Source organism: Paraburkholderia sp. RAU6.4a (genome assembly GCF_050435625.1).
GTDB classification, from domain to species: Bacteria; Pseudomonadota; Gammaproteobacteria; order Burkholderiales; family Burkholderiaceae; genus Paraburkholderia; species Paraburkholderia tuberum.
In genome coordinates this window covers 1,562,985-1,589,688 of the sequence record NZ_JBNDKQ010000002.1, presented here as the reverse complement: position 1 = coordinate 1,589,688, position 26,704 = coordinate 1,562,985, and the positions used below count along the sequence as shown (strand labels likewise).

General features: G+C 54.9%; 20 protein-coding genes and 1 pseudogene. 12 read left to right on the top strand and 9 right to left on the bottom strand.

Annotation, left to right across the window (positions count from 1 at the left end):
- Nucleotides 1–85: 85 nt before the first annotated feature.
- Nucleotides 86–1,078: an IS5 family transposase gene (locus OKW40_RS12025; RefSeq protein WP_090812378.1), complete on the bottom strand. Its 993-nt coding sequence runs from the start codon at nucleotides 1,076–1,078 to the stop codon at nucleotides 86–88.
- Nucleotides 1,079–1,940: 862 nt separating this feature from the next.
- Here OKW40_RS12025 and OKW40_RS12020 point away from each other — a divergent pair.
- The gene (locus OKW40_RS12020) at nucleotides 1,941–2,726 is read left to right on the top strand and encodes an H-NS family nucleoid-associated regulatory protein (protein WP_429489859.1); all 786 of its coding nucleotides are present in this window, start codon (nucleotides 1,941–1,943) and stop codon (nucleotides 2,724–2,726) included.
- A gap of 113 nt (nucleotides 2,727–2,839) precedes the next feature.
- Here the strand turns inward: OKW40_RS12020 and OKW40_RS12015 are convergent.
- Nucleotides 2,840–3,119: pseudogene (locus tag OKW40_RS12015) on the bottom strand (hypothetical protein).
- A gap of 472 nt (nucleotides 3,120–3,591) precedes the next feature.
- On the opposite strand from OKW40_RS12015, the gene OKW40_RS12010 reads away from it, so the two are divergent.
- From OKW40_RS12010 to OKW40_RS11995, 4 genes are all read left to right on the top strand, one after another.
- Nucleotides 3,592–5,079 (top strand): competence protein CoiA family protein, encoded by a 1,488-nt coding sequence (locus OKW40_RS12010; protein ID WP_429489857.1) that lies wholly within the window; start codon nucleotides 3,592–3,594, stop codon nucleotides 5,077–5,079.
- 589 nt (nucleotides 5,080–5,668) lie between these two features.
- The gene (locus OKW40_RS12005; RefSeq protein WP_429489855.1) at nucleotides 5,669–6,352 is read left to right on the top strand and encodes a hypothetical protein; all 684 of its coding nucleotides are present in this window, start codon (nucleotides 5,669–5,671) and stop codon (nucleotides 6,350–6,352) included.
- Between the two features lie 436 nt (nucleotides 6,353–6,788).
- Complete coding sequence (locus OKW40_RS12000; RefSeq protein WP_429489853.1) at nucleotides 6,789–7,595, top strand: HipA family kinase; 807 nt, start codon at nucleotides 6,789–6,791, stop codon at nucleotides 7,593–7,595.
- Between the two features lie 62 nt (nucleotides 7,596–7,657).
- Nucleotides 7,658–8,509 (top strand): hypothetical protein, encoded by an 852-nt coding sequence (locus OKW40_RS11995; RefSeq protein ID WP_429489851.1) that lies wholly within the window; start codon nucleotides 7,658–7,660, stop codon nucleotides 8,507–8,509.
- A gap of 132 nt (nucleotides 8,510–8,641) precedes the next feature.
- Here the strand turns inward: OKW40_RS11995 and OKW40_RS11990 are convergent, their stop codons facing one another.
- The 3 genes from OKW40_RS11990 to OKW40_RS11980 form a co-directional block, all read right to left on the bottom strand.
- The gene (locus tag OKW40_RS11990; RefSeq protein ID WP_429489849.1) at nucleotides 8,642–9,160 is read right to left on the bottom strand and encodes an ImmA/IrrE family metallo-endopeptidase; all 519 of its coding nucleotides are present in this window, start codon (nucleotides 9,158–9,160) and stop codon (nucleotides 8,642–8,644) included.
- Between the two features lie 3 nt (nucleotides 9,161–9,163).
- Nucleotides 9,164–9,514, bottom strand: coding sequence for a helix-turn-helix domain-containing protein (locus OKW40_RS11985; protein ID WP_429489847.1), 351 nt, complete (start codon nucleotides 9,512–9,514; stop codon nucleotides 9,164–9,166).
- 154 nt (nucleotides 9,515–9,668) lie between these two features.
- Nucleotides 9,669–10,112 (bottom strand): hypothetical protein, encoded by a 444-nt coding sequence (locus tag OKW40_RS11980; RefSeq protein WP_429489845.1) that lies wholly within the window; start codon nucleotides 10,110–10,112, stop codon nucleotides 9,669–9,671.
- A 59-nt stretch (nucleotides 10,113–10,171) separates the two neighbouring features.
- Here OKW40_RS11980 and OKW40_RS11975 point away from each other — a divergent pair, with 59 nt between their 5' ends.
- The 4 genes from OKW40_RS11975 to OKW40_RS11960 all read left to right on the top strand — a co-directional run bounded on the left by OKW40_RS11975 (nucleotide 10,172) and on the right by OKW40_RS11960 (nucleotide 13,699).
- Nucleotides 10,172–10,525 carry a hypothetical protein gene (locus OKW40_RS11975; RefSeq protein ID WP_429489844.1) on the top strand — a complete coding sequence of 118 codons (354 nt, stop codon included), beginning with the start codon at nucleotides 10,172–10,174 and terminating at the stop codon, nucleotides 10,523–10,525.
- Between the two features lie 489 nt (nucleotides 10,526–11,014).
- The gene (locus OKW40_RS11970; RefSeq protein ID WP_429489842.1) at nucleotides 11,015–11,809 is read left to right on the top strand and encodes a HesA/MoeB/ThiF family protein; all 795 of its coding nucleotides are present in this window, start codon (nucleotides 11,015–11,017) and stop codon (nucleotides 11,807–11,809) included.
- A gap of 232 nt (nucleotides 11,810–12,041) precedes the next feature.
- Nucleotides 12,042–12,773, top strand: coding sequence for a hypothetical protein (locus OKW40_RS11965; RefSeq protein WP_429489841.1), 732 nt, complete (start codon nucleotides 12,042–12,044; stop codon nucleotides 12,771–12,773).
- Between the two features lie 152 nt (nucleotides 12,774–12,925).
- Nucleotides 12,926–13,699, top strand: coding sequence for a DUF6710 family protein (locus tag OKW40_RS11960; protein WP_429489840.1), 774 nt, complete (start codon nucleotides 12,926–12,928; stop codon nucleotides 13,697–13,699).
- Between the two features lie 424 nt (nucleotides 13,700–14,123).
- On the opposite strand, the gene OKW40_RS11955 is transcribed toward OKW40_RS11960, so the two are convergent.
- On the bottom strand, nucleotides 14,124–14,282 hold the full coding sequence (locus OKW40_RS11955) for a hypothetical protein (RefSeq protein WP_429489838.1): 159 nt from the start codon (nucleotides 14,280–14,282) through the stop codon (nucleotides 14,124–14,126).
- Between the two features lie 1,006 nt (nucleotides 14,283–15,288).
- Between OKW40_RS11955 and OKW40_RS11950 the strand changes: the two genes are divergently transcribed.
- On the top strand, nucleotides 15,289–16,869 hold the full coding sequence (locus OKW40_RS11950; protein ID WP_429489836.1) for an RNA-directed DNA polymerase: 1,581 nt from the start codon (nucleotides 15,289–15,291) through the stop codon (nucleotides 16,867–16,869).
- 345 nt (nucleotides 16,870–17,214) lie between these two features.
- On the opposite strand, the gene OKW40_RS11945 is transcribed toward OKW40_RS11950, so the two are convergent.
- The 3 genes from OKW40_RS11945 to OKW40_RS11935 form a co-directional block, all read right to left on the bottom strand.
- The gene (locus OKW40_RS11945) at nucleotides 17,215–17,895 is read right to left on the bottom strand and encodes a hypothetical protein (protein ID WP_429489834.1); all 681 of its coding nucleotides are present in this window, start codon (nucleotides 17,893–17,895) and stop codon (nucleotides 17,215–17,217) included.
- 267 nt (nucleotides 17,896–18,162) lie between these two features.
- Nucleotides 18,163–21,297, bottom strand: coding sequence for a hypothetical protein (locus OKW40_RS11940; RefSeq protein WP_429489833.1), 3,135 nt, complete (start codon nucleotides 21,295–21,297; stop codon nucleotides 18,163–18,165).
- The gene (locus OKW40_RS11935) at nucleotides 21,294–22,634 is read right to left on the bottom strand and encodes a tyrosine-type recombinase/integrase (RefSeq protein ID WP_429489832.1); all 1,341 of its coding nucleotides are present in this window, start codon (nucleotides 22,632–22,634) and stop codon (nucleotides 21,294–21,296) included. Before OKW40_RS11935 ends, OKW40_RS11940 begins: the two co-directional genes overlap by 4 nt.
- Before the next feature lie 580 nt (nucleotides 22,635–23,214).
- Here OKW40_RS11935 and OKW40_RS11930 point away from each other — a divergent pair.
- Nucleotides 23,215–24,930: an ATP-dependent nuclease gene (locus OKW40_RS11930; RefSeq protein WP_429489830.1), complete on the top strand. Its 1,716-nt coding sequence runs from the start codon at nucleotides 23,215–23,217 to the stop codon at nucleotides 24,928–24,930.
- Between the two features lie 3 nt (nucleotides 24,931–24,933).
- Entirely contained in the window at nucleotides 24,934–26,649 is a 1,716-nt protein-coding gene (locus tag OKW40_RS11925; RefSeq protein ID WP_429489828.1) for a UvrD-helicase domain-containing protein, read from the top strand.
- Nucleotides 26,650–26,704: the final 55 nt, after the last annotated feature.

Here is a 26,704-nt window from a genome sequence, read left to right as displayed (position 1 = left end):
GCCGTCGAATTTTCCGGATGACGAAGCGAATCGATGCTCAACTCGGTGAATTGGACGCGCAAACGAGGCTCCCTGCTCGCATTTTTTATACGCATGACGGATTGCTCCCATGGACCGATCGCGACAGATTTCGCGCAATCACCAGATTCGCAAGAGCGAACAGGCTGAACAGTTGCGCGGTGTTCTTGGCCAAGCCCTTGTATCGCGTCTTGCGATGGTGAAACAGGTTCTTGACGATATGGAATGGATGCTCAACCCGCGACCGGATCTGCGCCTTGGTTCGCTCGACCGCGATCACCAGGTTCTTCAGCGCCCCGTCCTGCATCGCCTTGATCTTTCCCCGCTTGGCAGCGACGTGCCACTTCACGGTCTTGCCCGCCATTTCCTCGCGCTTGTCTACGCCAATGTAGCCCGCGTCGGCGAACGCCTGCTCTTCATGTCCGTGCAGCAGGGCATGCGCTTGCGATACATCCGACACGTTGGCCGATGTGCCAACCACACTGTGGATCAGGCCCGAATCGGCATCGACGCCAATGTGGGCTTTCATTCCAAAGTGCCATTCGTTTCCCTTCTTCGTCTGATGCATTTCCGGGTCACGACTCTTCCCGGCGTTCTTGGTCGACGGCGGCGCTTCAATGATCGTTGCGTCAACCAGCGTGCCTTCCTTCATCATCAGCCCACGCTCGCACAGCGAGATGCCAATCTCGTCGAACAACTTCCGTGTCAGTTCGTGTTCGATCAGCAGGCGCCGGAATTTCAACAGCGTGGTCGCATCAGGCACGTTCTCAACTGCCAGATCGATGCCGGCGAAGGCTCGCAGCGCGATGCTGTCATACAGCGCGTCTTCCAGTCCTTCGTCCGACAGCCCGTACCACTGTTGCAGGAAGTAGATTCGCAGCATTCGCTCCAGGCCAATCGGCGGGCGGCCTCGCGTGCCCTTCGGATAGTGCGGCTCGATTGCCGACAGCAAGCGCTGCCACGGAACGACCTTCTCCATCTCGGCGAGGAAGCGTTGGCGCCTCGTCACTCGCTTCTTGCCTGCAATTTCCGCTTCGGCGAAGCCGATCTGCCTCTTCATCAGTGTGAGTCTGTTCCGTGAGTTGCCTTCTATAACGTCCTCAGCTACGCCAACGATGACCACCGAGCTGAATAAATCAGCGCTTCCCTAAGGTCGGGAGGCGTTTCCCTCGATGTGGGGCTAGAAAACAAGAGGCCACCCGAAGGTGGCCCGAAAAGTTAGGCAATTGACTACCAATTTCATACTGCCGACTGCTTTTTCGTCTTACTGTGCGTCGCTTCGTTCCTACCGTCGACGACTTCCCCGGGCATGTGATTTTTAGCGTTCTCCCTCTGAGGGCCGCCGCTTTCCGCGGTCTGGACGCCGGTCACGCAGCCACGACCGGGCGTCATGCCACTTCCTGAAAATGCGGTCTTTGCGGCCTGGCAATTGGCTCGCTTTAGTGCGTCATTTGAACCAGTTATCGGCAAACGCCGCCGCAGCTTTAGCCGTTAGAGCCGCTACTCGGGTCGATAGCTCCACACGCAACCGCCGCGTCGCATACTCGCTAGCTGCGAAGTTCTAGCTTGTAAAAGAAGTTTTCGATGGCGTTAGCGTTGGCGGTTGAAGGAATCGAGCTCCTTCACACGGTTCTTGATGTAGACGTAGTGCCGACATTCCTTCGTCTTGCTCGAGCGGTCGATAGCCGTCCACGCGCATTAGTCATCGATATCTATAAAGCTTTCCACTCGTCGAGACTGATTTCCGGCGCGTCGTCGAACCAGTTCGCTTTGCGTATGATGTGAACGTCGTATCCCATGTCCGTAGTCTCTCTTCTCGCCGTGTTACTTGGTAACCTTCCGCCCTCAATGCACTTATAGCTTGGAAGGCATGCTCATGGCATAGTGCGCAAAGTAATGCAAATTTCAAAAAGGAAATCTAGATGGCAACACTAGAACAAATTAAAGCAAAGATGGCAAAGCTTCAGGCTCAGGCTGAGGCATTGGCGGCAAAGAAATCGGCGATGGTCTTGAAGACCATCTATGAAATCATGAAGAAGCACGGCCTGACGACTGCCGACATTGACGCGCATGTTGGTGGCAAGAAACGTGGACCGAGGCCTGGAGCCAAGGCTACGAATGCAAAGGCGAAGGCCACCGTCAAGACCAAGGGCTCGCTACCGCCCAAGTACCGCGACCCCAAGACTGGCGCGACGTGGAGTGGTCACGCCCGCCCGCCGCTGTGGATTGCTGGTGCAAAGGACAGGACCAAGTTTTTGATTGCAGATGATGCTGAGGCGACCGCTGCGACGAGCGCGGGTACTGAGAGCAAGGCGAAGACTACGGGCAGGAATACGTCGTCGAAGTCTGCCGGTGCGTCTGCGTCTGCGGGCAAAGGGCAGCGGAAAGGTCCGCAGGCGGCGAAATATGCCGACCCGAAGTCGGGCGCGACGTGGAGTGGCCGCGGTCGGGCGCCGGCTTGGCTTGCTGGTGCCAAAGACCGGTCGAGGTTTTTGATTGATGGCGCTGCGGCGGTTGGCGGTGCGAAACCGGCGGTCACGAAAGCTGTTGCGAAGAAGGCCCCGACGGCGAAGAAGGCTGTCGCCAAGAAGGCCGTCGGCGCGAAGGTGCCCGCCAAGAAGGCACCGGCTAAAGAATCGGGCCGCAAGAGCGCGGCGGTGCCCGCTCCGGTACCTACGGTCGAGTCTGGTGCCGAGTTGACGACCTAATCGTAGTTGTCAGATGCCCGGTGGACCAGCGATTTTGTGGTTCCACCGGGTACACCAAGCTGACGACGTTTTATTGCGCTGTGTTGCCTGACGTTGCGATGGCCAGCGTCGTTTCAATACCCGCGCCATTCATGGCGCTCGCCCCGGTCGCGCTCACGCCACTGACGACGCTCACGCCATTCGCGGGTTCGTCAGTCGTCATCACCGCCGTACGCGACGAACAGGTGCGGGTGCATACGCGACCGGAGGCGACGGGGCGTACACCGGTTCCGCCGGCGCATACACGACCCCGGGGATGCGCAATCCGATGGCGACATCGACGTGTGCCGATGCGGCTGTTGATGCTGCCAGTACTGCCAGACCGAGTGCTGCACCGAGAATTTTCTTGTTCATCGCCGCTACTCTTCGCACGTTGAGTGCAATGTCAGTGACTACGGTGCGAAGTGTAGGAGGAGAGATTGGACACAGGTGAAACGGCCGTGCGTGATTGGTAACACGGCATTACTAGCGTCGGCGTGCCGCATGCGCTTGAGAATTACCGTCTGCGCTCGAATCGCATTTCTCAGAGAACGTAACCGCACGAAGAGAATCGAAAGAGCGCACGTTTGCAGTGCGTCTTTGAGTCACCGTTGACTGTGATGACTATGACACCGCGATTGACGTGCGCGGTCTCGACGAATTCGTCAGCGTGAGCTCGCAAATATGCGAGTGAAAATAAGCTTTGCGTCATCGTCTCGCCCCCCGTTTTCAGGCGCGCGCATTCGTGGACCCGGCCAGGAGCAACCGTTCGGTCCGCCTATCAAGCCACCCGACGGAACAGTTAGAATCGGCAGCCATTCAGTCAACGAGACCTGCATCCGACTTTATGCATCACCGCATCGTTTTTGCGCTCGACCGTCAAGGCCGGCTCGTCGACATACACTCGGTGCCCCAAGGCCTAGCGTGCGGTTGCGTTTGTCCGGGGTGCGGCGGCCGCCTTTTAGCGAAGCAGGGGCAAATCCGGGCGTGGTATTTCTCGCACGCGTCCGGGGCCGAATGTGTCAGTGGCGCGGAGACCGCTCTGCACCTTGCTGCGAAACGTCTGATACTCGAGCATCGCTCTGTCGCGCTTCCACCGCTCGTCGTCAATTTCAGAAGACTGCACCCGAGGTTCGGTCTCTTCGAGCGCTCGAAGACCGTTGAGCTGCCGGAGAAAGTTTGGCGATTGAGCGAAGCTCGCGCGGAGTCGCGCATCGGAACGTACATCGCCGATGTCGCGGGACATCTGGACGACAGGACAGAGGTCATCGTCGAAGTGAAAGTCCGACACGAGGTTGAACCGGAGAAAGCGAAGTATCTTCGTGCGCGCCGCGTGCCGTGCATCGAGATTGACCTGCTCCCACTGTTGGAGGAGTCGCTCACACTGCAGGAGCTCGCATGGCACGTACTCGAAAGCGGGACCAATCGCAGTTGGGTCAGCAACAGCGCCTACGCTGAAATCGAGGCGGAACTGCTTGCAGAATACCAAGCCTGGATTGCGCGCAAAAGCAGCGACGTCGCAGGCGTCCCGCGTCACCAGCCCGAACCGCCGAAGCAGCCGAGCAAGGCGGACGAGGCTAACGCGCGGTATCAGGCTCTACCCGATGAGATGAAGCGTCTTGAATTGCGCACCGTGCTCGGGCTGGCTAACGGCGCATGCTGGCCACGGCATCTGCAGGTATCTGTCCGGGAAGGAGCGGAGGCCATACCCTCTCCGATTGATGTATGGCAAGGCGCTACCTTTGTCCGGTTCATCTATGACCCCATCGGCGGTCGGGAAGAGACGAAACGGTTTTCTCTGTCGCATGTTTACGACTGGGTCAGCGGCAGATTCGGCACCTCGGAACCGGTCCGTCATCAGGTGTCGGCGGCGCTGAGACTTTTCCTCGGGTATCTTGCGAAATGCGGATTCCTCGAGCGTAACGGCGACGCATTTTCCGTTCTTCACGGGGGCCTCTGGCCGCCGGCGCGGCCGGAACCGCCTGTGCATCTCGCGAAACCCTCGACATCGGCCCGAGCAGTAAGCAAGCTTACTGCCGTTGCTTTGCGGCGAGAGTGGACGTGGCGGGAGCGATGGCCGTTGGAAGACGTTGCGCTCTTACGCGCAAGTGATGCGACCGTCCGCTATGCGGGCGCTCAGTTCAACGCTCAACTGTTCGTGGGTATGCTGTACAGCATGTCAATCGAGCCTTCCGAGACTGCCGTTAAAACACTGGTCACCCAGTGTGGTGGCATCGCGGATGCTGCCTTCGACCTGTTGAAGGACATCGGCGTGGTGGAAGAGTCTTGGCGGATGCTGCGAGGAGGTGTCGAGCCCCCATGGCGGTGTACATAGCGCTCCTTCAACGTAGGCGGGAGCGCCGCACGCACTAAAGTTCTTCGCCCAGTAGTCGATATTCCGCATTGATATCAAGAGTAGCGGTCTGAAAATACTCGCAACGCATATCGTGCGGGTGCTGGGAGCCCAGGAGCGATTCGGCCTGCCTCTGCGGGATGCGACGGAGCGAAGCGTACCTTGATGTGATTGAAGGCCATCAACACATTTAAGAACAAAATTCATGACGACAACGTCCAACACTGAATCTCGATTTTTCTACCACAGTTTCCCCCGAAGGTCAGATAAGGCTGGTCGGACAGCCGTGGACCAAGGGCTCTGCATTCTCGAAGGTATTCGCGACTTCGGAATACTTTTGACGCCAGAGGTCATTAGGTGGCCGACGCAAGTACAGCACGGTGACCGAGGTTTTGTCGAGCGTGTGCAGCGACGTGCGTGCTTCACGGAGCTTGCTCCGTCTGAACTACCAGGGCATGCGGAAACGTTCGGGTCTTTCACTTTGGAATTCGGCTACGACACTATTCGTGCCCTGGGGGCGCTGCCAGTGACGTACATTCCAAAGGGGGAGCGAAATGCCTCCGACGGTAGCATGCTCGGCACCGAGCTCGCCACAACACTCCTGAAGGCGCAAACGATTGTTAATGTCATGGCAGCGGGGGAAATGTCTCGAGTGACGATGCCCTACCAAGGGGAGGATGTTTCTCCTGAGATGTTTGTTTTCAAGACGCTGAAGTCAAGGAACTTTACAGTAACATCAGAACGCGACGTGGCAAGTCCGGAAGCTAAACGGGCGGGCACATGGGCGTCGCTTGCTGGTACCCTGGACTTTCTTGTGAATCTCTTCTATCCGGCAGATGATGTACGGCCCAACCATGCAGATGACTTGAAATATTATCGCCAGCGCGAATGGAGAATAGTTGGCAGGATGGATTGCGATGGCGAAGAAGTCGTCGGGGAACTCGGTCTGGATGCGATGGCGCGAATGCTGGCTGTAGACCCAGAATATTTTGGGAAACCACCAAGAAATAGCTCCGGTGATAAGAGCGTGGCCGAGTGGACAATGGCTCATACAGGCTTCGGAGGAAAAACAATCTTGCAACTTGCGAATCGAATTCTGGTCCCCAAAGAGGCGTTGGGGAGGGCCCGGGAAATCGTCGCTGGAATTCCGGGTTGTGGGGAGGTTGATGCGCATCCGGAGCGAGTGACCGCGCCATCATGTGGATACCAGACGTGCACAACAGGGACAACGCCGAGCAGCGTAGCGAGGACTTAGAATGCACTCTCGAGACCAAGGTTCTTAGCGACAAAGCCTCTCCGACAGAGGCTGCGAGATGTCCGGCGAACCGACGACAGATGTTGCCGACGCATAGAGCAACGCCGGCATCGCACGTTGCGCGCCCGCCTGTCGGAATATCACCGGGAGGATGTCCGTAACGCCCAGTCCGATAAGGAAAGAACAATTAACGTCTCACAACCTCAGATGGGAACCGGAACGTCCTGCAATCCGGTCAATCTGCTCGAATGCCTCTACGGATGAACGGATGTACAATTCCGTTCGGTCAGGCGAATCAAATATTAGCTTTCACCATAGTGTCGTTGCGCACCAATCTGCGCAGGGCGAACTATTCGTGAGGACTGGTCAGCTATAAAGAGTCGTCGATAGCGGCCGTAAACAGCTGAGAAGAACAAAAAAAGACTGAGGGCACATCATGATTCCAATTCTGCCAGCGGACGCCTGGCGTGAGTTTCGGGGAGCGGCCGCCAACAAAGGGCAGAACCACACTACCCATCAAGCGGTCATCGCCGACGCAAACGGACGTTTGCATAAATGCTTTGTCAAAGCAGCCCCGCTTGGCAATCCCATGGTGCTCACTGAGAGCATCGCATGGATGATAGCTGCCGCCCTTGACCTGCCTCGGCCTGAGTTCGCAGCTGTGGTTCTCTTGCCCGTTAACAGGCTTCGTCAGAGCATGCCGTTGGACCAGCATTGGCTAAAGTATAAAGAGGTACCAGCCTTTTGCACTTCAGCCATTCCCGGCAAGCACATCACCGCTCGGTGGAGATGGCTCCAGGCTGTGCGAAAGGCAAGTGCTTTCAAGCACCGCGACATCGCCAGAATCGCTGCATTCGACCACTGGGTAGAGAACCAGGACCGACACACCGGAAATTTCTTGCGCACCACTGGCGGCGATTACATCCCCATTGACAACGAGCTCATTCTCTACACGTTAATCTGGGTAGCAGGTGGACTCCAGTATGCGCACAATAGTTTGCGCAAGGAGGCGCGAAATCTGCTTAAACAGGCGGGCTTGACCAAGTTCGAGGCGTCGATGGCGCTGGCATCGTTGCAGCACGAACAGGCTCTCGTGGATGTTGCACCTTCACTGGAGCGGTTCATTTCGAACGTGGTTTCCGACTCGACTGAAGCAGCAACGTTAACTGCAAACGTTCTGCAGTTTCTCGGAAATCGCGCTCAACGTGATTGGCTAGCCAATGAATTGGGGTGCATCGTATGAAGACTTTGTTCATGACGACGGGCGCAGACCCTCTTGCCCACATTAGACGCCACGCAGTCGCCGTGCCTGCGCCCGAATTTGATGGTGTCTGGGCCACCATCGAATTGCAGCCAGATGCTTTCGCGCCCCAACGTTACACAGTTGGGGTCATTGTCGGCACACCAGGCGGAGCGTTCAGCTTCCGCTTACTCGATGACCTGTCGAAGTTTGAATGTATCTATGGCCGCGAGGACCTCGGCCAGATTCGCGAACTCATGGAAGCGGCCGAGCAGGGCATGCTGCGTGCGCAGAAGAATGCGGCGGGTCTCGAAGACCTACCATTTGAGACGGACGCCATCTCAATCGGAAGTCAGTGGGCGACTTCAGGCGTGTCTGTGGATGCAGTTCTGAGTCGGCTCTATCATGACGTTGTGCCTCTCGTTCCTCGTGAAGAACGGAAGGCCCGTGAGTTCATTACGCTCGACAACGCCGCGGTGCGCCGTCTTGTTGATGACGAGTTGAAGAAACTTGCCGGGTTATCGTTTGAGAGCATTAGTACCGAACCGCAACGAGCGCTTCTCGATGAATCGACGGGTCAGTCTCACTGGCTCGATTTCAATCTCGCACCTGCTGGCAAGGCTGGGAGCGTCATCTCAGCGGTGTACAAGACTCCGACTAGCGTTGAACTGAATTTCTTGCGCGCATCGAGAGACCTGACTACCTATGCCCGGGTGAACCGTCTTCAGGACCGAGGTTTGGGGCTTTTCGTCATGACGCCGGCGACAGACAGCATGCCCGCGCTAGACCGCGAGAGGATTGAAAATATTCTTGGCGAGCAAAGTTGGAGCCTGGAGCAACAGGGCTTCGTAGTATCAGCTCATGATGAGCCGGGCCCACTGGCACGCGACGTTTATGAATGGGCGTCGGTAGATTGAGATAGCCGTCTGACCGCTCATACGCTCAATATGCGCCGACAATCTCGAGGGAAAGTCGGCCCGGCAGTCGCGGGGATGTTTCGATGCACACAGTGGAACGACCTCAGACGGTCTTCCGCGGCGCGTCTACCCTCACTCGGGAATAAGGCACCCCAGATTTGTCAACCGGATACCCATGGCTTGCGGGCTGACTTCAAATTGGGCCGCAAGTGCAGTTGTCACTTCTTCGGCAGAACTGTCGGGGGACTGTTTCCGGTTCTCAGCCAACTTCGTATAAACCCATTCAGAGGGCATTAGCAGAGCGGCTGCAAACTGATTAGCAGCAATTTCCTGTGGGTCTATTGCTCGACCACTGTTCTCGTCTCTTCGAAGGACCGTCCCGTCCACGAACATTTCTCCTTTGTGCTGTAAGACGAGATGTCCGAGTTCGTGAGCAATGGTGAATCGTTGGCGAGTCTTGCTTTGATTAGAGTTGACTCCAATCAGACAGTGTCCTGGCTTATTTACGAGAAGTCCCGATAAGTCAGATTTCAAGGTCTGAAACATCACCTTGCAGCCGATTTTTTCCGCGACAAGTTCGACATTGACCGGCGCTTCAGTCACACCAGCTGTCTCAAGTGTCTCTTTTGCTATGTTTTCTAGGTTTGCCATATTTTATCGTTTGGCTTCGAGAGAAGCGAGGACCTCAGGCGAGTCTAAGAATTCTCTAGCCCACTGCCTTTCCGTCTCATCATCTAGCTTGGCCAGCGAACTTTCCAATTCTGCAGGAAGCTCCGACTTTTCCTTGGTCTCAACCCTTAAAGGCAGGAGAGATGACGGTTCTGCATCAACGGCATCAGCCAGTTGATAAAGCATGTGCAACGAGACCTGCTGTCGACCCTTTTCGATATTCGTGACAGACGTGCGCCCAAGCCCGACCTTCGACGCCACGTCATCCTGCGTCAGGTTGGCTTTAATTCGGCGCTCCCGGAGCGCCCGCCCGAACTCTTCATAGAACTTGTCCATGCTTGGCAGTATAACTTGTGCCTGGGCTATGTCAATATTGATGACTTGTCAAGATGGGTGACATTCGCGTGAAAAGTCATCTAAGTTGACATTTGTATTCCTCTGAAGGACAATTTGGCTGACATTGAATGGTTCGATGTCATTGATGCAAACTTTAGAGGTAATCATGCACAACCCTGAGCGAACTCCGGGCGAACACGCCCACGGCGACCACGGCGAGCAGCCGGGCCGCTCCCTGCAGCAACATGAAGGCCACGGCCAGCATGCGTACAGTGAGCCGAACGGCCACCACGAGCACCCCGGCCACGGCGAGCAGCACGCCCACCACGAGCACCATGGCCACCACGAGCACCATGGCCACCACGAGCACCATGGCCACCACGAGCACCATGGCCACCACGAGCACCACGGCCATCACGAACCCCATCATCCGGCGCCACGCCTCGTCATCGTCAAAATCGACAACCGTCCCGTTGAGATTGAGTCGGGCCCGTATCTGGTTGCAGAGCTGAAGAAGAAGCTGGATGTTCCGGCCGATAAGGTGCTCGAAAAGGTCCTCGGCCCTGGCGACTTTCCACCTCTCGACGATAACTCGCACATTCACGTCGTCGGCGGCGAAGAGTTTCTCAGCGCAGTCCGCACCGGAAGCTCGTCGTGATGGGGGGGCTCGACGACGAACGACTACGGCCGTTGCTGGCTGTAGTCCCTGACGCCAAGGTCTTTATGGATGGACCTGAGGTATTCGTTCATCTGCCCGCACTGCGGCTTCAGGTCGGGGACACGACGTACATCCTCGATGCGCTGCTGGCACCGAATGGTGCCAACGGCTATACGAGTCGCCTCTATCTGTCGCAACGGATTGCAGAGCGCGAGCAAATTGCCGGCAAGCCGGCGAACTGGACGGAGCGCGTTATTGCTGGTCGCGTATGGCACGTCTGGTCCTGGCAGGGGGTTCCGTCTTCGTTGCCTTTGTTGGACATGCTGGGTGGACACATGGTGGCGCTTAAATGACATCCATTACTATTAGCGCGCCGCTGATGGCGGAGCTTCGCCGGGACCTCGACCGGCCACACGCGTTTGCCGCGGAAAGGGTGGGTTTTCTCGTCTGCGAATCAATGATGGCAAACGACGCGTGGACCATCACTGCTCAGAGATATGTCGCGATTCCAGACGATGAATACGAGGACAATCCGAAGGTCGGGGCGTGCGTTTCGTCTAGCGCTTTTCGTCGCTTGCGCGCAGCGGCACACAGGAGCCCCGTGAGCATCTTTCACGTGCATCGGCACGACCACCACGGAACGCCCGGGTTCAGTACGGTAGATGTGCGCGAAAACAAGCGCTTCATCCCTGATTTTGTCAACGTTCGCCCTGAGCTACCTCACGGTGCGATTGTCTTCAGCCTTGATTCCGCGAGCGCGGTTTTCCTGGGGCCGGGACAGACGCTACTCGCAACGGCTGGCGTAAATCTGCAAAAACCTCATTCGCAAGTGGAGTTGCATCATGGACAACCGACACAGTCGTCAAAGCTTCCTCGGGGAAACGTCGGAAGCGGCCATCAAGAGCGCGACCGTGGCAATCATTGGATTGTGCGGTGGTGGCTCGCATGTATCGCAGCAATTGGCGCATATTGGCGTCGCTAAGCTCGTCCTTATTGACAGTGACTTTGCGGAAGACTCCAACCGCAACCGCATGGTCGGGCTGACCTATGCCGAAGCGCAGGCAGAAGCGCGCAAGGTCGATGTCATCAGCGCGCGCGTAGCGGCGGTCAGCCCTGAAACGGAAATCGCCAAACACGATGGCCCGTGGAACCTCGCTCTCGACGACCTTAAAAAGGTCGACTACATCTTCGGATGTGTGGACACGATGGGGGCTCGCGACGAGCTCGAACGATTCGCGCGTCGCTATCGCATTCCGTACATTGACATAGGAATGGACGTCCACGGAGAAGAAGGGCGCTACTTCATCAGCGGTCAGGTCATCGCTTCGCTGCCGAGCCAACCGTGCATGCGATGCATGGGCTTCATTACGGACGCTGGTCTGGCCGCAGAGAATGCGCGTTACGGCGCTGCCGGGGGGCGCCCTCAAGTCGTCTGGCCGAACGGTATCCTGGCCTCGACAGCCGTCGGAATTTTTATGGCGCTTCTTACCCCGTGGAACGACACGACCCCCCCGCCGATTTATGTCGAGTACGACGGCAACCGGTGCACAACCGGGCCGAGCCCTAAATTGGGCTACCTGACGCCCGGCCTCTGTCGCCACATGGATGGAACCGAAGGTGCGGGTGACATCTTCTAGCGGAGATTGCTTCGCTATCTCGCGCCGATTAAAGCGGGCCTTATTCAAAGCGACCAGGATGAGGTACGCAAGGTACCCGGGCAATTGGACCCGCGCGGAACGCATGCCTGTCTTCCCGTACTGATACGACAGCCGTCGCCGCGTTGGCTTGCAAGCGTATGCGGCAAGCCACCAGCCGATGCTTGGGGCGCCCGCTCCTCGATAACTCGATTTGTAGGTTTAAAAACAAAACATGAAGCTGAATGACGCGGAACTCTCTCTGAAACCAGATACCGGCAGATTTGCATGGTGGAAGGTCTTGGCACCTGTACTCGGCGCAGCGACATTGTATTTTGCGTATCTGGTCGGAGTTACCTTCCACCAGACGTTTCTCGAGCGCTTCGGCGTCAACCCGGGCGCTTTTCCTCAGGGCCGGAGTGACTATCTCGTGCTTGCTGTCCTTGCCGTCATGAAGGACCTCGACATCATCCTCGGAGCTACGTTCAAGTCGAAGCCTGTTCTGGTAGTCATCGGCGCCTTGCTCATTGCTGGGATTCTGGCCCTGGCACTGGGTCAGGGCGCAGCCAAACTTGGAAAGCTTCATCGCGGACGGGCTCCCGTCAGTACTCGCGTCAAGCTGCTCGCGACATATCTGCTGCTCTTTCCTTTGGGCGGGGCGTATCTCATGTTCGCGGTTCCTGTTTCCTTCGCCACCGTCCTCATTTTTCCAGTAGAACTTGGCGTCGCCGCGGCAAATGCCCTTGCGAACGATGACATCACAGACTACGTCAAAGGATGTTCCGCTCATGCGCATGGCCAGCACTGCTTCCAACTCATGGATGGAACCAGTGTTATTGCGACCGGGTTCATCATCGAACAGTCGAAAGATGCGGTCGCCATTTGGGAGAACGGCAAGGTTAAGCTGCTACCTCTCACGAATCGCTCTCTGGAATCTGTGGACCAGTTCATTTCAACATCACACTGACACGGACGGCGGCCTGGACGCTGCTGTTGAATCACCGGCCTTCGTTCACTAAGTCGGAGATGAGGCGCGTGTGTCTGCACAAGCACATGACGGCAAAGAGACAAAGGCGGGGCCGCCTAAACAAGAATATGTCTAGAACCACGGAGTACGCTATGAAAAATACAGCTTTCGAGGCCAGCATCGAAATGGGGCGCCTCGTTATTTCGCGAGTCCAGCGCTTCTTCGGACGCGAGCAACTCTCGCAGTTTGACTACATCATGGAAATGGCGCGTGAGATTGCTCAACGGAATCCGGCCGCGCTGCACGACCTTATCAATCTATTGCTGCGTCCCTACCAGGCCGAGGCATTGGTCGGTGTCGTTGAAAACGCCTCGCACCAGGCTCCTCCGAGTATCGTCTCATCGAGCTTCTTTTTCGACGACCGTCGCATTACCCCGTTGAGCTATGGAATCGGCGTAAAGCTCGAGCCGGACGCGTTCAGGGTCAATCTGGCAAAAGACACGATACTTCCTTGGCCATGGAACCGGCAACGCATCGCAAGTGCGCTCGCTCATATCGGCCCTGGCAAATCGATGGGCGAATGGAGGCAGGACCCGAATCATCAGGTCATATTGTGGTTGCCTTGGGGAATCAGCTTCGTTGGAGGCGGCAATCATTCCATCACCGCCGGAATCATCGCTGGAGACGGCGAAATCACTCCGGGCGAAGTGCGCGACATGTCGGCGTTGCTCGATTTGTTCGAGTGCGACGGCCGATACTATCGAGAAACCACGAGCCGGAAAACTATCGCCGCAGTCGGAGATGAACGCATTGCAGCCGTCTTCGAAATAGGGCGGCTAATGAGACAACTCAACGTGAAGCTCAACCGCAGTGGAAAGGCAACTCGCGTCACGGAACCCGCTGATATCATCTACGGAGAGGCCTGATTCAGCCGATGGGACGCGCGAGCTACGATTTACCAAGCCCCGGGGTGATACGCCGTCGAAGCAAGGCTGGGAGACTTGTTGTGCGAAGCAGAAACCGCGGGCGTGGAACGGTTCTGGCCAAGGTTCCTGACAGGTATGTTCCGCTAATGCGCGGGAAAACGACACTCACGTTTGCCATGTGGTGGTTTGGCTTTGCGCCGGAATACGACAAATCAGACCGCTTGGGCGACGCTATCCGACAAAATTGCGCATGTGCGCGGGCTTCGGCCTCGAAATCCGACATCGGACCGCTATGCTGTGGTACCCGCTGCGCGACCGTCGAACTCGCCTTCCGGAGACGCTACCCGACAAAATTAGCAATTCCGGGGAGGCTACCCGACAAATCAAAGCGCTTCAACGATAAGACATGAAGCTACGCGACAACTCACACGCCCCTATCTGCGCGTGCATGGCCCGTGCCGAGGTCCACAATGTTCCAACCGCCAGATGCAACTTCGCGCCAGTCTGTAAGCAGGCCGAGGCTTAGTAAAATTTTTGAAGTATCTTTGATGCGTTCGGCGCGCGTCGACGACAAGTTTTCCATTACGAGGCGCTCCAAAGTAGCAGAGGCCGATTGAAAACATGCGTGATGGCGTCGCCGTATGCGCCCTTCATTGCATGGAGGGTTCATCGCCGGAAACAACTTGGCCGTCTGACGTAAAATTCAGCGGCGCGACCTCTCAATAATCCGACCTGGTCGTCCGCTCTTATGCGTGATATGACATTGCATTCCGAGTGGCATGACAGGGTCGCAATTGCTGATGTTCGTCCTCTGCTCGACGTGCGTGAGTTCGGTCACAGAGCTTTTGCCTGGTAGCCGACTCTTGGGCTCTACATGCTTGCGGCAGCGGTCGTGCGAGATAAGGCGGCAAAATTGTGCGCGTCGACGGAGGCGAACGAAATCGGATTACCGGTCTGTCAGGCTGACCTTGCGGCGACATCCATTGGAACCGCTTCGGCCGCAACTGCTCGCAAACAGGGTGGTGCCGGCGTCAACGTGGCGCACCTATCGCGATGGGAAGCTGACAAGAGGCCGTGGGCTTGTTAGGCTACGCCAGCGGCGACGGGCGTCATGTTCTTAACGCTCGAGGGCGTGGCGGGTAATGTCAACGTCATTGTCTAGCCACGCTTGCTGGAGAAGCATAAGAGGGAAGCGCATGGAGCTCCGTACTTGCGGTGCCGGGACGCGGCAATGCTAGGGTGAAGTTTGGCACTTCGTTGCGCAACGGCTGGTCGACATGTCGCGTGCTCGGCGGGTTGGAGCCCTTCGCGCCAACCGTTTTGGTGTCGGCGCGTCGTAATGATGTCGTGTCGTCGTGTCACCAATGACCTGCACGATGCGCAGTATTTTAGCTCGGAACGAATTGAGGTTGTATCCGGATTACTAGCAGCTACCGGTGGCGAATGTCTGCGCTAGCTTAAATACCTCGGAAACGAATAGTGAATGGCTGATTGGATGACTTTGCACGCTGCAGGCACCGTTTCTGCGATAGGCAGCGATGGGGTATCAATTGGTGACATTCAGACAGAATCTATAAAGAAGACACGCAATGTTGACGGATGAATCGCTGGATTTCGCACGTGCTCATATTACTACCTTTTACGACACGGACTTTTATCCGAAGCCGTTTGAGTACAGTGCACTCTGGTATTTCTGGGATGAGGTCAAAGAGCATCTGAAGAAGACGCAGCCAAATGAATTGTTCGTCGGGCCACCCAAGGCTATCGCATGGCCGAAAGCGCGTGGCGGCTATCGGGTGGTCCATCAATTAGAACCGCTCGACGCAATTGTGTACGTCGCGCTGACCCACAGTGTTGCGGAGCAAATCGCGGATGCGCGGATGGGACCAGAAGTTGCGTGTTCCTACCGGATGAGTATCGACGAATCCAGCTTTTTCGGCGAAGGGTCAGGCTTTAACCTGTATCGAGCCCAGTGCGAGCATCTCTCAGGAGAATATCAGTACGTTTTGTCTACCGATATTTCTGATTTCTACAACCAAATCTACCTTCATCGCGTAGGTAACGCGATAGAGTCTGCAACGGGAGACCACAAGGCGGGCTTCCAAATCGAACAGTTCATTACACGGCTTAACAATAAGGCATCTCAGGGAATCCCCATAGGTCCTGCACCTTCGGTAGTGTTGGCCGAGGCAGTGATGATTGATGTCGACCAGCACATCCAAAACATGGGGCTGTACCATGTGCGCTATGTCGACGACATTCGTATTTTCGCAAACTCACGCAAGGAGCTTGAGCATTGCCTTGAGGACCTTGTGATATACCTTCACGAAAATCATCGCCTCAACGTTGTCGGAGACAAGACGAGTATCAAGGAGACGTCGGCGTTCTTGCACGATGAGCTGAAAAACCAGTATCAGCTTGAGAAGCTCGAAATTCTGCACGACATCGAAGTTGCAAATCCTTATTCGGCTCATGTAGAGGACGACTACGATGACGATGATGACGGCGACGATGATGACGGCGACGAGGAGGCGCGAGACCCGGGTGAAGTGCTGCTCGATGCACTGACTCGCGTAAGAAATTTTGGCATGGTAGACCTCGCGGTCATTCGAGCGATTATCAGGCGAGCGAAAGCGAAGCGTCTTGAAGATATCGCTGAGTTGGTGCTTCAGGAGATTGAGTTTTTTGCGCCTGCGGCAAACGATATCGCTCTTTATCTCGCGCGCCTGGCCGATTCCCAACTGACACGGCTGCTACCCACCTTTGTGGACGGATGCGTAAGCGGTCGCTACGACAGGCAATGCGTGAAGGTCTGGATGGAATGGCTCTTCAGTAATCGGCTCGTGTTGCTGAAAGATAGAAAAATCCAGCAATTTATCAAGGAGAAGGGCAGTGTCGTCGCCCAAGCGACGGCCGCCGTTACTTCGCGTAACCTCGCGTGGGCAAAAAGCGCAAAGGGAAAAATTCTGCTCCACGCATCCTGGGACCGGCGTTCTTATCTGCACGCCCTCTGTGTACTATCCGGCGACGAGCTTAAGAAGTTCATTCCAACAATCGTCAAGCACTCGGCTATGACTCCGACCGACCTCTGGGTCGCAAAATGGATAGCGCAAGGGCGTCCGGAACCAAAGCTGCCGGATGTTGAATGGGATGCCGAGATACCGTTCTGAGCTTTGTCCCTTGCACGTTGGCGAAGGTAATTGAGAAGCCCGCTTACGAAGCGGGCTTCTCATAGTCGCCGGATGGTGCTCAGACTGCGGCATCCTTCAGCTTCTTCAACGCACGCACCTTAAGACGGACCGTCGCAGGCTTGGCGTCAAGGGTGACGCCGGGTGAACGCGACGATGATGCTCATGCGCCGGCGGAAGCCTCGAGCGCGCTGGCTTACGAGGCTTTGGTCTACTGCGCCACGGACACGCCACTGTGGGCAGACCTGACTGGCTTCAAGTCTACGGTCGAAGGTGACCGCCTCAGCCCGTCAGAACCGGTGAACAAAGCTGGTCACAACGATTGCCTCAGCGTGTTTTCTTTCCATCTGGCGTGATGAAACGGCGCAGTTGCCGCATCGTCTCGAGTTGTGCCGCGTGACCCTTGGCCCATTTAATAAACTTGGTTGTCTGGGGCGGCTTGGCGAATTCACGCTGGCTAGGCGGAGCGACCAAGTCGACCAAGGTCATGCGCTCGTAGTTTAACTCGATAGCTCCATCGCTGCGTTCTATCAGTTCAAGTACGAGTTTACTCAGATTGACAAAGTCCACATGGTCTAATTGAACCTCATCTTTTGGCTCAGATGGCGCACCCTCTTGGTTCTTCCAAGAACCAGAAATTGCATTTTCCAGACCTGCCTGAGTTTCCCTGAGCTCTCGCCTGAGCGCGAGTAAATCAAGTTTTTGTTGGCGAATTATTGATAGGAGAGCCACTGGCGGGGCGCCGTTCTCGTCGAGAATTCCCACCCCTCCTTTCTGTCCCAAAAAGTGCGCTGATATTAGGGTGCTGTATGCGAGGTTCCTTCTCAGGTTCGTACGGTGGATGCCTGTTGATGACGCAACATTCTCTAAAAGCTTCCCATATTTCACAAAGACCAGTCCTTTTTTTTTGAAATCAGCCAAAGTCGTCTGTATTCGTTTGTGATAATCCGCGGTTCGCGGAGCGTTCACTAATTCGAGGTTTCGAGTTGCAACGTCGGGTCTGCCCATTTCAGCTCCGTCTTATCAGATGTATCGTCGGTAATTGTCTTCAAGATACTTTCGAATCGGGAGGGCGACTCGCGACGGAGCACCCGCAAAAGTGAGACGACGGACGAGGTCGGTGATGCGTTGTAAAACTCGTCACCCAGTTCTAGGTTATCTGTGCCAGCGAGAATGCGTCGCCTTAACGCCTTGGCCTGGATGTCCAGCTCGCTAGTTTTAAAAGATGGATATGCTTCAGCTTCTATGATTTGCGTCGCTAATTGAAGGCCGAGGCTAGCGTCGACGGGAGAACCGCTGAAGTTTCAATTTGACAATGTCTGGCTCGTTCACGAAGTAGACTTTCTCGCTTTTCTTGCCATCTAGCGCCTGCTGTAAGACTTGCTCGAGTACTTTCAAGCTGTGCATCCAACCGAGCAATTCCGTCACGTCAACATTCCGAGATTCCCAAATTGCGTCGACCGCGATATCTGGTTCTCCTTTCTTCGTCATTTCTTTTTCCTTCGCTACGGCAAAGCGGATGCGGGCGCGTAACACGTTTGCTTTTGCGTGTATCGCTGGGATGTGTTCGACACACCTCATCGCCAAGGGGCATCCGCCGCACCGTCGCGCGCCACCAAGCGCCGATACGACCTCTTCAGGACAATCATCTCCAACGGGACAGATATGGGTTTCGTGAAATGCGATTTGCGCCATCGGCGCCTCTCTCAAAAGCGTGTCCGCACCATCGGCGAGGGACCGCAATTCCTCAAGGTTCCAGAGGACAAATGAACTGGCGAAGCGGAAATCCTTGATGGTGGCGTCGCGGTCAGCCTTGAACGCAGTGACTAGCGCACTGTCGGGCTTGTCTGCCCTAATAAAAACATCTTGGTCCAAAGGCAAAAAATCAGCATAACCAGCAGCGTCAGCGGATGCGAATCTTGCCGCTGTGTCGGCGCGATGCGGACGCGTATAATAGGTGACAGCGCTTTCAGTCTGGTGGCCGACAATCTCACCTATCTCGCCCACCTCGAGTTGATGGCCTCGGTTGGTAACGAAGGTGGCTCTGGACGAATGAGGTGTTGAGATAGCCTTGTAGTTTAGATGCGAGTACTCAACCCCTTCGTCCGTTATTCCCTTTTTCGCGTGTTCTGGGTCGACGGGCGGCTTGATGTGAACGAAGCGAATTTCCGTCGTGGGATAAAGTTCACGATAGTGTTTCTGGAAACCAAACATAAGCTCGACCCAACAGTCTTGGTAGGTCTCGTCGCCGACTGGTTTGCCGCTGCCCGTATGACTTTGAAAGAGCACGGTGACCGGGGCGAATGGCGTGTTCTTTCGTCCTTCATATAGGACTGGTGTTTTCGATGCGTCTTGGCATATATTTGTTTGGAATAATTCTTCCCGCAACAATACTGACCTTGCTCTATAGACAATCAGCGATTCCCAAGCATCAGTGCGTTGCTTGTCGGTATTGATAGAAATGTCATAAATCCATTCTCCGGGAGGCGCATAGTGAAATCGATAATCCAAATTCTCCTTTGTATTTCCTTCGTCCCAAGTATTAATGTCCAGCCACTGAACATGCTGGAAGCGTAGTCCTGATTCGGTACCGACCAAGCAGAGGCGCAAAGTTGTCAGATGGGGTATCACTAATGTCGAAATTGAAGAATCCTTCAATTTGACTTTGCGAGGGGCAAAAAAATATACTGAGGGCATAAATCTAACCGGGTGGAACTTGCCGCGGTACCAATAAATAGGAACGTATCCCGCGAGCGAGGTGTCCCAAATGTCTGGCCGCGGGAGATTGGCACGTAAGGCCGAATATCCTTGCAACCCCCCATCAAGAGACGAGCCGAGCAGAAATTCTCCAAATGCTTCGACGGCGTAAAGATATGCTTTAAAGTGGCCCTCCACGTTTATTGGAAAAGTAACTTTGGTTGTGCGCGCGGGTTTGCTCTCTGGGAAATTGATGTCGGCAGTAATCGGATTGGTGAAGGGTCTTTTGGCTATTTTCTTATCATTATTGAAATAATCAATAACAAACTGGAAATACAGACGTAAGATTCGAATGGTGCTGTTCGCAGACGAATTGGATTTGCGAAGTAAGCGAATGAAATCGCGAATCGGTAGAGGAAAATTCTGGATTTCGACTTCAAATCCTGAGTTGCCATCAAAGCTGTGAAGGTGGAGATTGCTGACAAACGGGAAGGTCGTGAATTCGCTCGGATGGGTGGGGATACTTGCTATTCCACTTGGGAAGATTTCTTTCCACCAGTAAAGGTAACAAAAAATGTACTTGAAAAGTATGGACCGAGCAGCTCCTTCAGCGGTCAACGTTTGTATGCCCTTTAGTTGTCGGTGCGCCATAAACCTATCCCATGAAATTTTCCAAGGGTGGAATGCCGCGTCGGGAATGGCCGCGTGCGGTCTAGGTGAAAAAGTCCATGTGCCGTCCAGATTTTGCTCCACCGCAAGGCGGAACGTATCTACTTGTTCAAAGTAGCTGAGGACACCCGCGTGAAGGGCGATGGGTGCTTCGCTCGTGGACGTCAGTATTTTTTCGAGGTGTTCTGCCTGCTGCTGCTGCGTATCCCGTTTTTGCTGGCGGGGTTTTCGTGCGACTGTGCTTGCGCGTTGACCGGTGCTAGTTGATTCACGGGAACTTGGTCTTGGTGGATAGTGGCTGTCACAAAATTCAGGGAACGTTAAAACATGCTGGCGCGATATTGCCCAAAGAGATAGACGATTTAAGTCGGACTCGGTATATCTCGCGCGGTCAGGTTGCTGACGAATAACGTCAGCCAAAAATTCGTGGACAGGAATAGGAGACGTTGTAATTTGCTCCGTATTCGCCGAGGTTCGCGCTAAATTCTGTGCACGTAGGAAAGCTGCAGCTTCAGCGATGCTTACGTCCTCGCAACGCTTCCAGTCAGTAGCACGCAGAAGGTGAAAAACATAGTGCGCCTTTGACGACTCTAGTGTGGATGGCATGTTGGCAAGTGTGTCCCAAGAGAAAGCGCTACCAGCGTCTCTGGCTAGAAATCTAGTCGGTAACACTATCGCTCCTAAGTCCCATAACCTCAGGAGAACGAGTCTTAAGCCCCTTACTACATAAGCCATTTCATCGCCAGAGGGTTTAGGCGACGCAGTATATTTTTTCAGAGCATTGAACTTCCGGTGGATTTGATTTGCGCACGTCAGCTCAAGGCTTTCATCCAGGAACTCAAGGTCGAGAATGTGCGCCTCCCGCCGGGCTTCTACGGAAAAGAGCTTGCTGAATGCGTAAGGACTTGAACGGCGATGCGATTTTCTGACCGTGTCAGCGTGCGCGACGGTAATGGCGCAAACCTGATTGACAACACTGCTGACAACTTCGGTGGGAAGTCCGTCGTTGCCGACACATTGGATTCGCGAGGTGAGATTAATCACTTGTTATCGCCTTTTCGACTAGGAGCGAAATTCGACATGCGGTGTTTGTCATCGGCCTCGAACGCGGCTTCTGTCTTCTTTCTGCTCGTGCGGGCATACCCCCTTGTTGAACTCGCGGACGCGTGGCCCATGCATGTTTGCGTGTCGCTAAGAGGCAGCCCCATCTCATTAGTAAGATAGTCGCCGTAAAAGTGACGAAGCGAGTACAGCGTCCATTCGTGTTCGGGATTGTTCATCGGCGGGCGTATCTGCGCACGTTCGCACGCTGCCTTGAACGCATCATTGAGCGCTTCATTAGTCACTGTGAAATAAGGTTCTCCGCGACGAGCAGGCTCGACGTACTGAAAAATATGGTTCGAAGGCGAGCCCGGCGGGTATGGAATAAACCAATCTTTGTAGTATGCGGCCAGTGATTCATACAACAGGCCGCGCAGCGGCCCAATAAGGTGTGTTTCTGACATGACCCTGCCCTTAAACTTAATCAACTCTTCTTCTGTGATGTTCCTGCCTAGTCGACGGCCAGCGGGGTCCAGCACAAACGGTTTTCCCGTTTCGAGGTCGAAGTCCTCCCACTGAGTGTTGAGAACCTCATGCGGACGCAGTCCTGCTGCTGCCATAAGTGACCAAAACGAGGCGTCGCGAGAATTCGCGGCGTGCTCGATTACCTGTTTAACTTCATCAAGGGTCAAGGGCACTCCGTAGCGGTCTTGCTGCTGTTTGCGATTTCTTTGGCCTAATCGTCGTGGCCGCTGCACGCGTTCACCGCCAGGACGTATCGAGTCCGCAATCGCGCTGTGGGCATTGACGTAAAACTCGCGGTCGCGAAAATGCCGCGGGAGGAAGTCGGCAGGTGCCGCCAGCACCACCGCAATAGTGTCCGGTTGATACGACGGGTCGTGAGCCATCCGCGCCAGGTCCTCGGTAAATACGGCTGAGGCCGCGCTCAGGAGGTGGTTGAGAGCGGGGATAATGTTGTCAAAGCTTTTAGGCTGAAGAGGTTTCTGCGAAATTACGCTGGCGACTTCGATAAGCCAGCGGAAGTCTTCCAGCTGGTATGCAGGATGCGATGAGTCGTTAAGGATTGAATCGGACCCGTAATCTAGAAACGAGAGGTAGCCGTCTATAAGCACTTGACGTTTGCACGGCGGCGACTTACAAGCTTGCGATTGAATTAAAAAGTCGATAAATCGGGCATTGACATTCGCATATCGAAGTCTAGTCGCGACAGAGTCTTTCGTACATTTAATTGAGAAGACCGAAAAGACTTTGATTTCTTGATTGCCTCTCTTATGAACAAGTCGTTTCGTCGACTTTACGCCATATTTGGCCTTCTCCATCTTTACGTTCGTTAGCACCGTCCACCTCCTTGTGCAGTGATGTCAGGCACAAATGTCGACGTGTGCAACCAATCAATCAACCGCGGGTAATCCCTACAAAAATAAAAATTTCTTAGAAAAAAGCACTTTTTTTAGCTAAAATTTTAGGAGAAAACAGTAAAAGTTTTTAATAACTTCGAAACATGAGCTGTAGGCGTTCTCGGAAAAATTCTAGAACCTCAGTCGTCGGGAAAAGGAGTTGGCAGCGGGCCGTAACGACAAGATATGCCGTCGCATTTACGAATATCTCTCATCCCGCATGACGTTTTTCGAATTGCCGACGATAACGCTTCAGCCACTTTCGCAATGACCGGCAAAAAATTTGTCGGAGTTGAGAGCGCGTGTGCCGTCACGTTCTAAAATTTTAGGTCGCGGGAGATTTATTCCGTGAGTTATGTGTCAGGCCGAGCGGGGCGGTGCCTCGCGCTATTCTGATGTCGATAAAAGGCTGTTATTAATTTACCACTGGACGTTGACAATTCGTATGATGCGAGGTAGGTCGAGGTGGCGACCATCTAAAGGCGCGAGGGGAGACCAGCGTATGTACTTGGCCAAACTAACGGTCAAAGGATTTCGGAAAATCGATGAGGCGGCATTGTCGTTCCGACCGGGGCTCAACATAATTATTGGGGAGAACAACGCCGGCAAGACGGCCGTCATAGATGCTTTGCGTGCTTTGCTTGCGACAACTGAGGAAGGCTCGCTACGTCTCGACGAGACTGACTTGCATTTGAATGCCGAAGGCAAACGAGCCGCAGAAATCCTGTTCCGCTATACCTTCAGTGGGCTCAACCTTGACGAGGAAGCCGACTTTGCCGCAGCGCTCAAGCCGTCAACTCCAGCGGGAACGTACGAAGCGCAGTTCAATATACGGTACACAGCGACGACAAACGGCAGGTTGCGCCCAAAACGCTGGTGCGGTGACCATGAAGATAACGGTGTAAGTGCTGAAATGCTGGAGGACCTGCGCGCAATTTACCTTCCGCCACTTCGGGACCCTGCTTCAGGCCTTCGGCCGAGTCGCAGCAGCCAGCTTGCAAGGTTGTTGGGGCGCCTCGCTACTCCCAACGAGAAAGACAATATCGTCCAGCTTGTCAGGGAATTCGAAGCCGAACTTGAGAAGCAGACGCCTGTTGCCAGCACACAGAAAGCTATTGACCGGCAGCAAAAAGACATGCTTGGCGACGAGCTGAAGCAACAGCTCTCTGTGGGGCTCACAGCACCGGACTTTCAGCGCATAGCGGCACGTCTGCAACTGGAAGTTGATTCGTTCGATGTGGAGTCAAACGGGCTGGGCTATAACAACCTGCTTTACATGGCGGTAGTCCTGAGCGAATTGGAGACCAATCCGGACGCGGCCTATCGCGCGTTGATAATCGAGGAACCCGAGGCACATCTTCACCCGCAGCTCCAAGGAGTGCTGCTTCAGTTCTTGCAAAGTAAAGAGGCGAAAGAGGGCGTCGCTGCTACTGTACAGATTTTTGTATCAAGTCACTCACCGAATTTTGCGAGCATCGCAGACGTCGATACGTTGTGCTGCGTGCATCGAACTCCCAGCGGGGTAAAGGCATTCTGTCCACGGAGTGTCGAATTCAAACCCACCTCAAAGAAAGACAAGCTCCAGCGCTATCTGGACGTTACGCGGGCGGAGTTGTTCTTCGCTCGTAGGGTAATTCTGGTTGAAGGCGCTGCAGAACTGTTTATCGTTGACGCGCTGGCAAGGAAGGCTGGCTACGACCTCAAGAGGAGCTCTGTCAGCTTGCTTAGTACCGATGGCTTGAACTTCGACTGCTTTCTGCCTTTGTTTGGCGACAACGCGTTGAACATTCGGGTTGCCGTCATATCAGATGCGGACCCGCCGGCTGATGCATATCCATCTCTCACCGACACTACGGTGCTGTCGGCAAACGCTAAATTGCTGGACGCGGGCAAGTCCGCATGGGTGCAGTCGTTCTTCGCAAAGAAAACACTCGAATATGATTTTGCTCTCCACGAGGAAAATCGTGCGGTGATGATTTCCGCATTAAAAGATATTCACCCGACAATCGGCAAGGCGCTGGAGGAGAAGGTCGACGCGGCAGTCGATAGTGACAAGGCGAAAGAACTTTTTAGAGGGATGTTCAAGCGGGATGAAGGGACTGACGTGCAGAAGGGACGCTATGCGCAGGCGCTTGCCGCGGCCATCAACGATGAGGAAGGTAAGGTAGAGATACCCCTATATATCAAAGATGCTCTCGATTTCGTCACCAAGGCATAAGACATGACTTTCGAAGCCACGAAGGAACAACAGGCGATTCTAGACGCAGAACTGGTGCCGATAAAGGTCATTGCGTGTGCGGGAAGCGGTAAAACCGCGACCGCGGTGCGTCGTCTCGTCGAAGTCCGCCGCCGTATGAGCGCATCGAAAGGCTTCGCGGTCTTGCTTTCATACTCGAATGTTGCAGTTGACACCTTCCGTACCGAGTACGCTGCAGTTTCGTCACAGTATGAAAATCTGTCTGACAGAGTTCTCATCTGCACAGTGGACTCGTTCATCGCGAACAACATTCTCGCCGCGCATGCAGCGCAGGTAATGAACTGCACTTGTCGACCATTCCTTGTTCACGGAAGGGAGCGATTCCTTGAGAATTCGACGTACTCGGTGTTTGATGGAACCAGGCCGGTTTCTATAGTCGACGTGGAGGTGCGGAGCGCTGGAGCCGGACAGTGGGAATTCGTGAATTCGGTCACAGACGTTGTCTTGCCAGACGCGAGAGCGATTGCAGCCGTGGCCGCATTGGGGAAAACGGGCGCATACACCCATGCATTAGGCCGCCTTTGGGCGATGATTGCTCTGGAGAAAGTTGAAAGGCTGCCTCAAATTCTCGCGAGGAGGTATCCGCACATCCTTGTCGATGAGGCGCAGGACATTGGGTCTTTGCATGGACGAACTCTAGCTCTGCTCGAAGAAGCCGGAAGTGTTCTGGCTCTGGTTGGCGACCCAAACCAGGCTATCTATGAGTTCGCGGATGCCGACGGAAGTTTTTTGAGAGACTTCGAAGTTTTGCCGCACGGTTTGGACCAGCCGATAACGGAAAATCGCCGCTCTGTCTCTCAGGTCGTGGCCGCTTCAAACGGGATTGCCGGGACTTTGAGCACCCCGATTCGTGAGGTGCCAGACCGCAAGCATGGTGCGTATTTTTTGAGGTATGAGAGCAACCAGCTTGCAAACCTAATCACTACATTCGCTACGCTTCTTGACCAGAACAACTACTCGCGTGCGGAGGCCGCCATCTTGGCTCGCGGCACTTCACTCTCATATCAATTGAGCGGTGGGAGGGATGCCTTTGGTCAAGGAGCGACAAAGCTCTTCGCAGAAGCCGTGATAAATCGAGATGTTAAAGGAGACATCGCAGTGGCTTTCGACCGGGCCCTGGACGGCACGATGCGCCTGCTTGAAGTAGCGGATAACGGGCTTCGGACCAGGATTGCGACAGGGGCTAGGGATGAGGTTGCTCGGTCCCTGCGCAAACTTGTCTGGATTTTTTTGCGTGATGATGCCACCGGAATTCCACATGGCGGTCTACCGGGCGACCAATGGCACGCGGAACTTAAAAAGCGACTGCCAGCCTTGCTTGCCGAAATTGAAAGCAGGTGCGGCCTCGTTAAACGCGCCAGCTGGTACATGAACGTGACGACTAAGGCCTTCGGAGCGCACTCGTTAGTTCAAGACGGTCTCATCTCGGCTAAGGGCCATGACATTCGCGTGTCCACCGTACACCGGGCGAAGGGGGAGAGCATCCCGGCTGTTCTCTATGTTACGAATCCCCAGTCACTCGGCAGCCTGCTGGGAGGCACAGTCAACGAGGAGGGGCGAATTGGCTATGTCGCAGTCACCCGAGCCGGAGATTTGCTTGTACTTGCCATCCCCGGGTCAACAAAGCAGGCGAAAGTGGAGGCCCTGAACGCAAAGGGATTCGCTGAATGGGTGGGCTGACGCCAAATTTGGAGGCGACTGTTCAAGCTACGGAAGAGCGCCGACGTACTGCGGA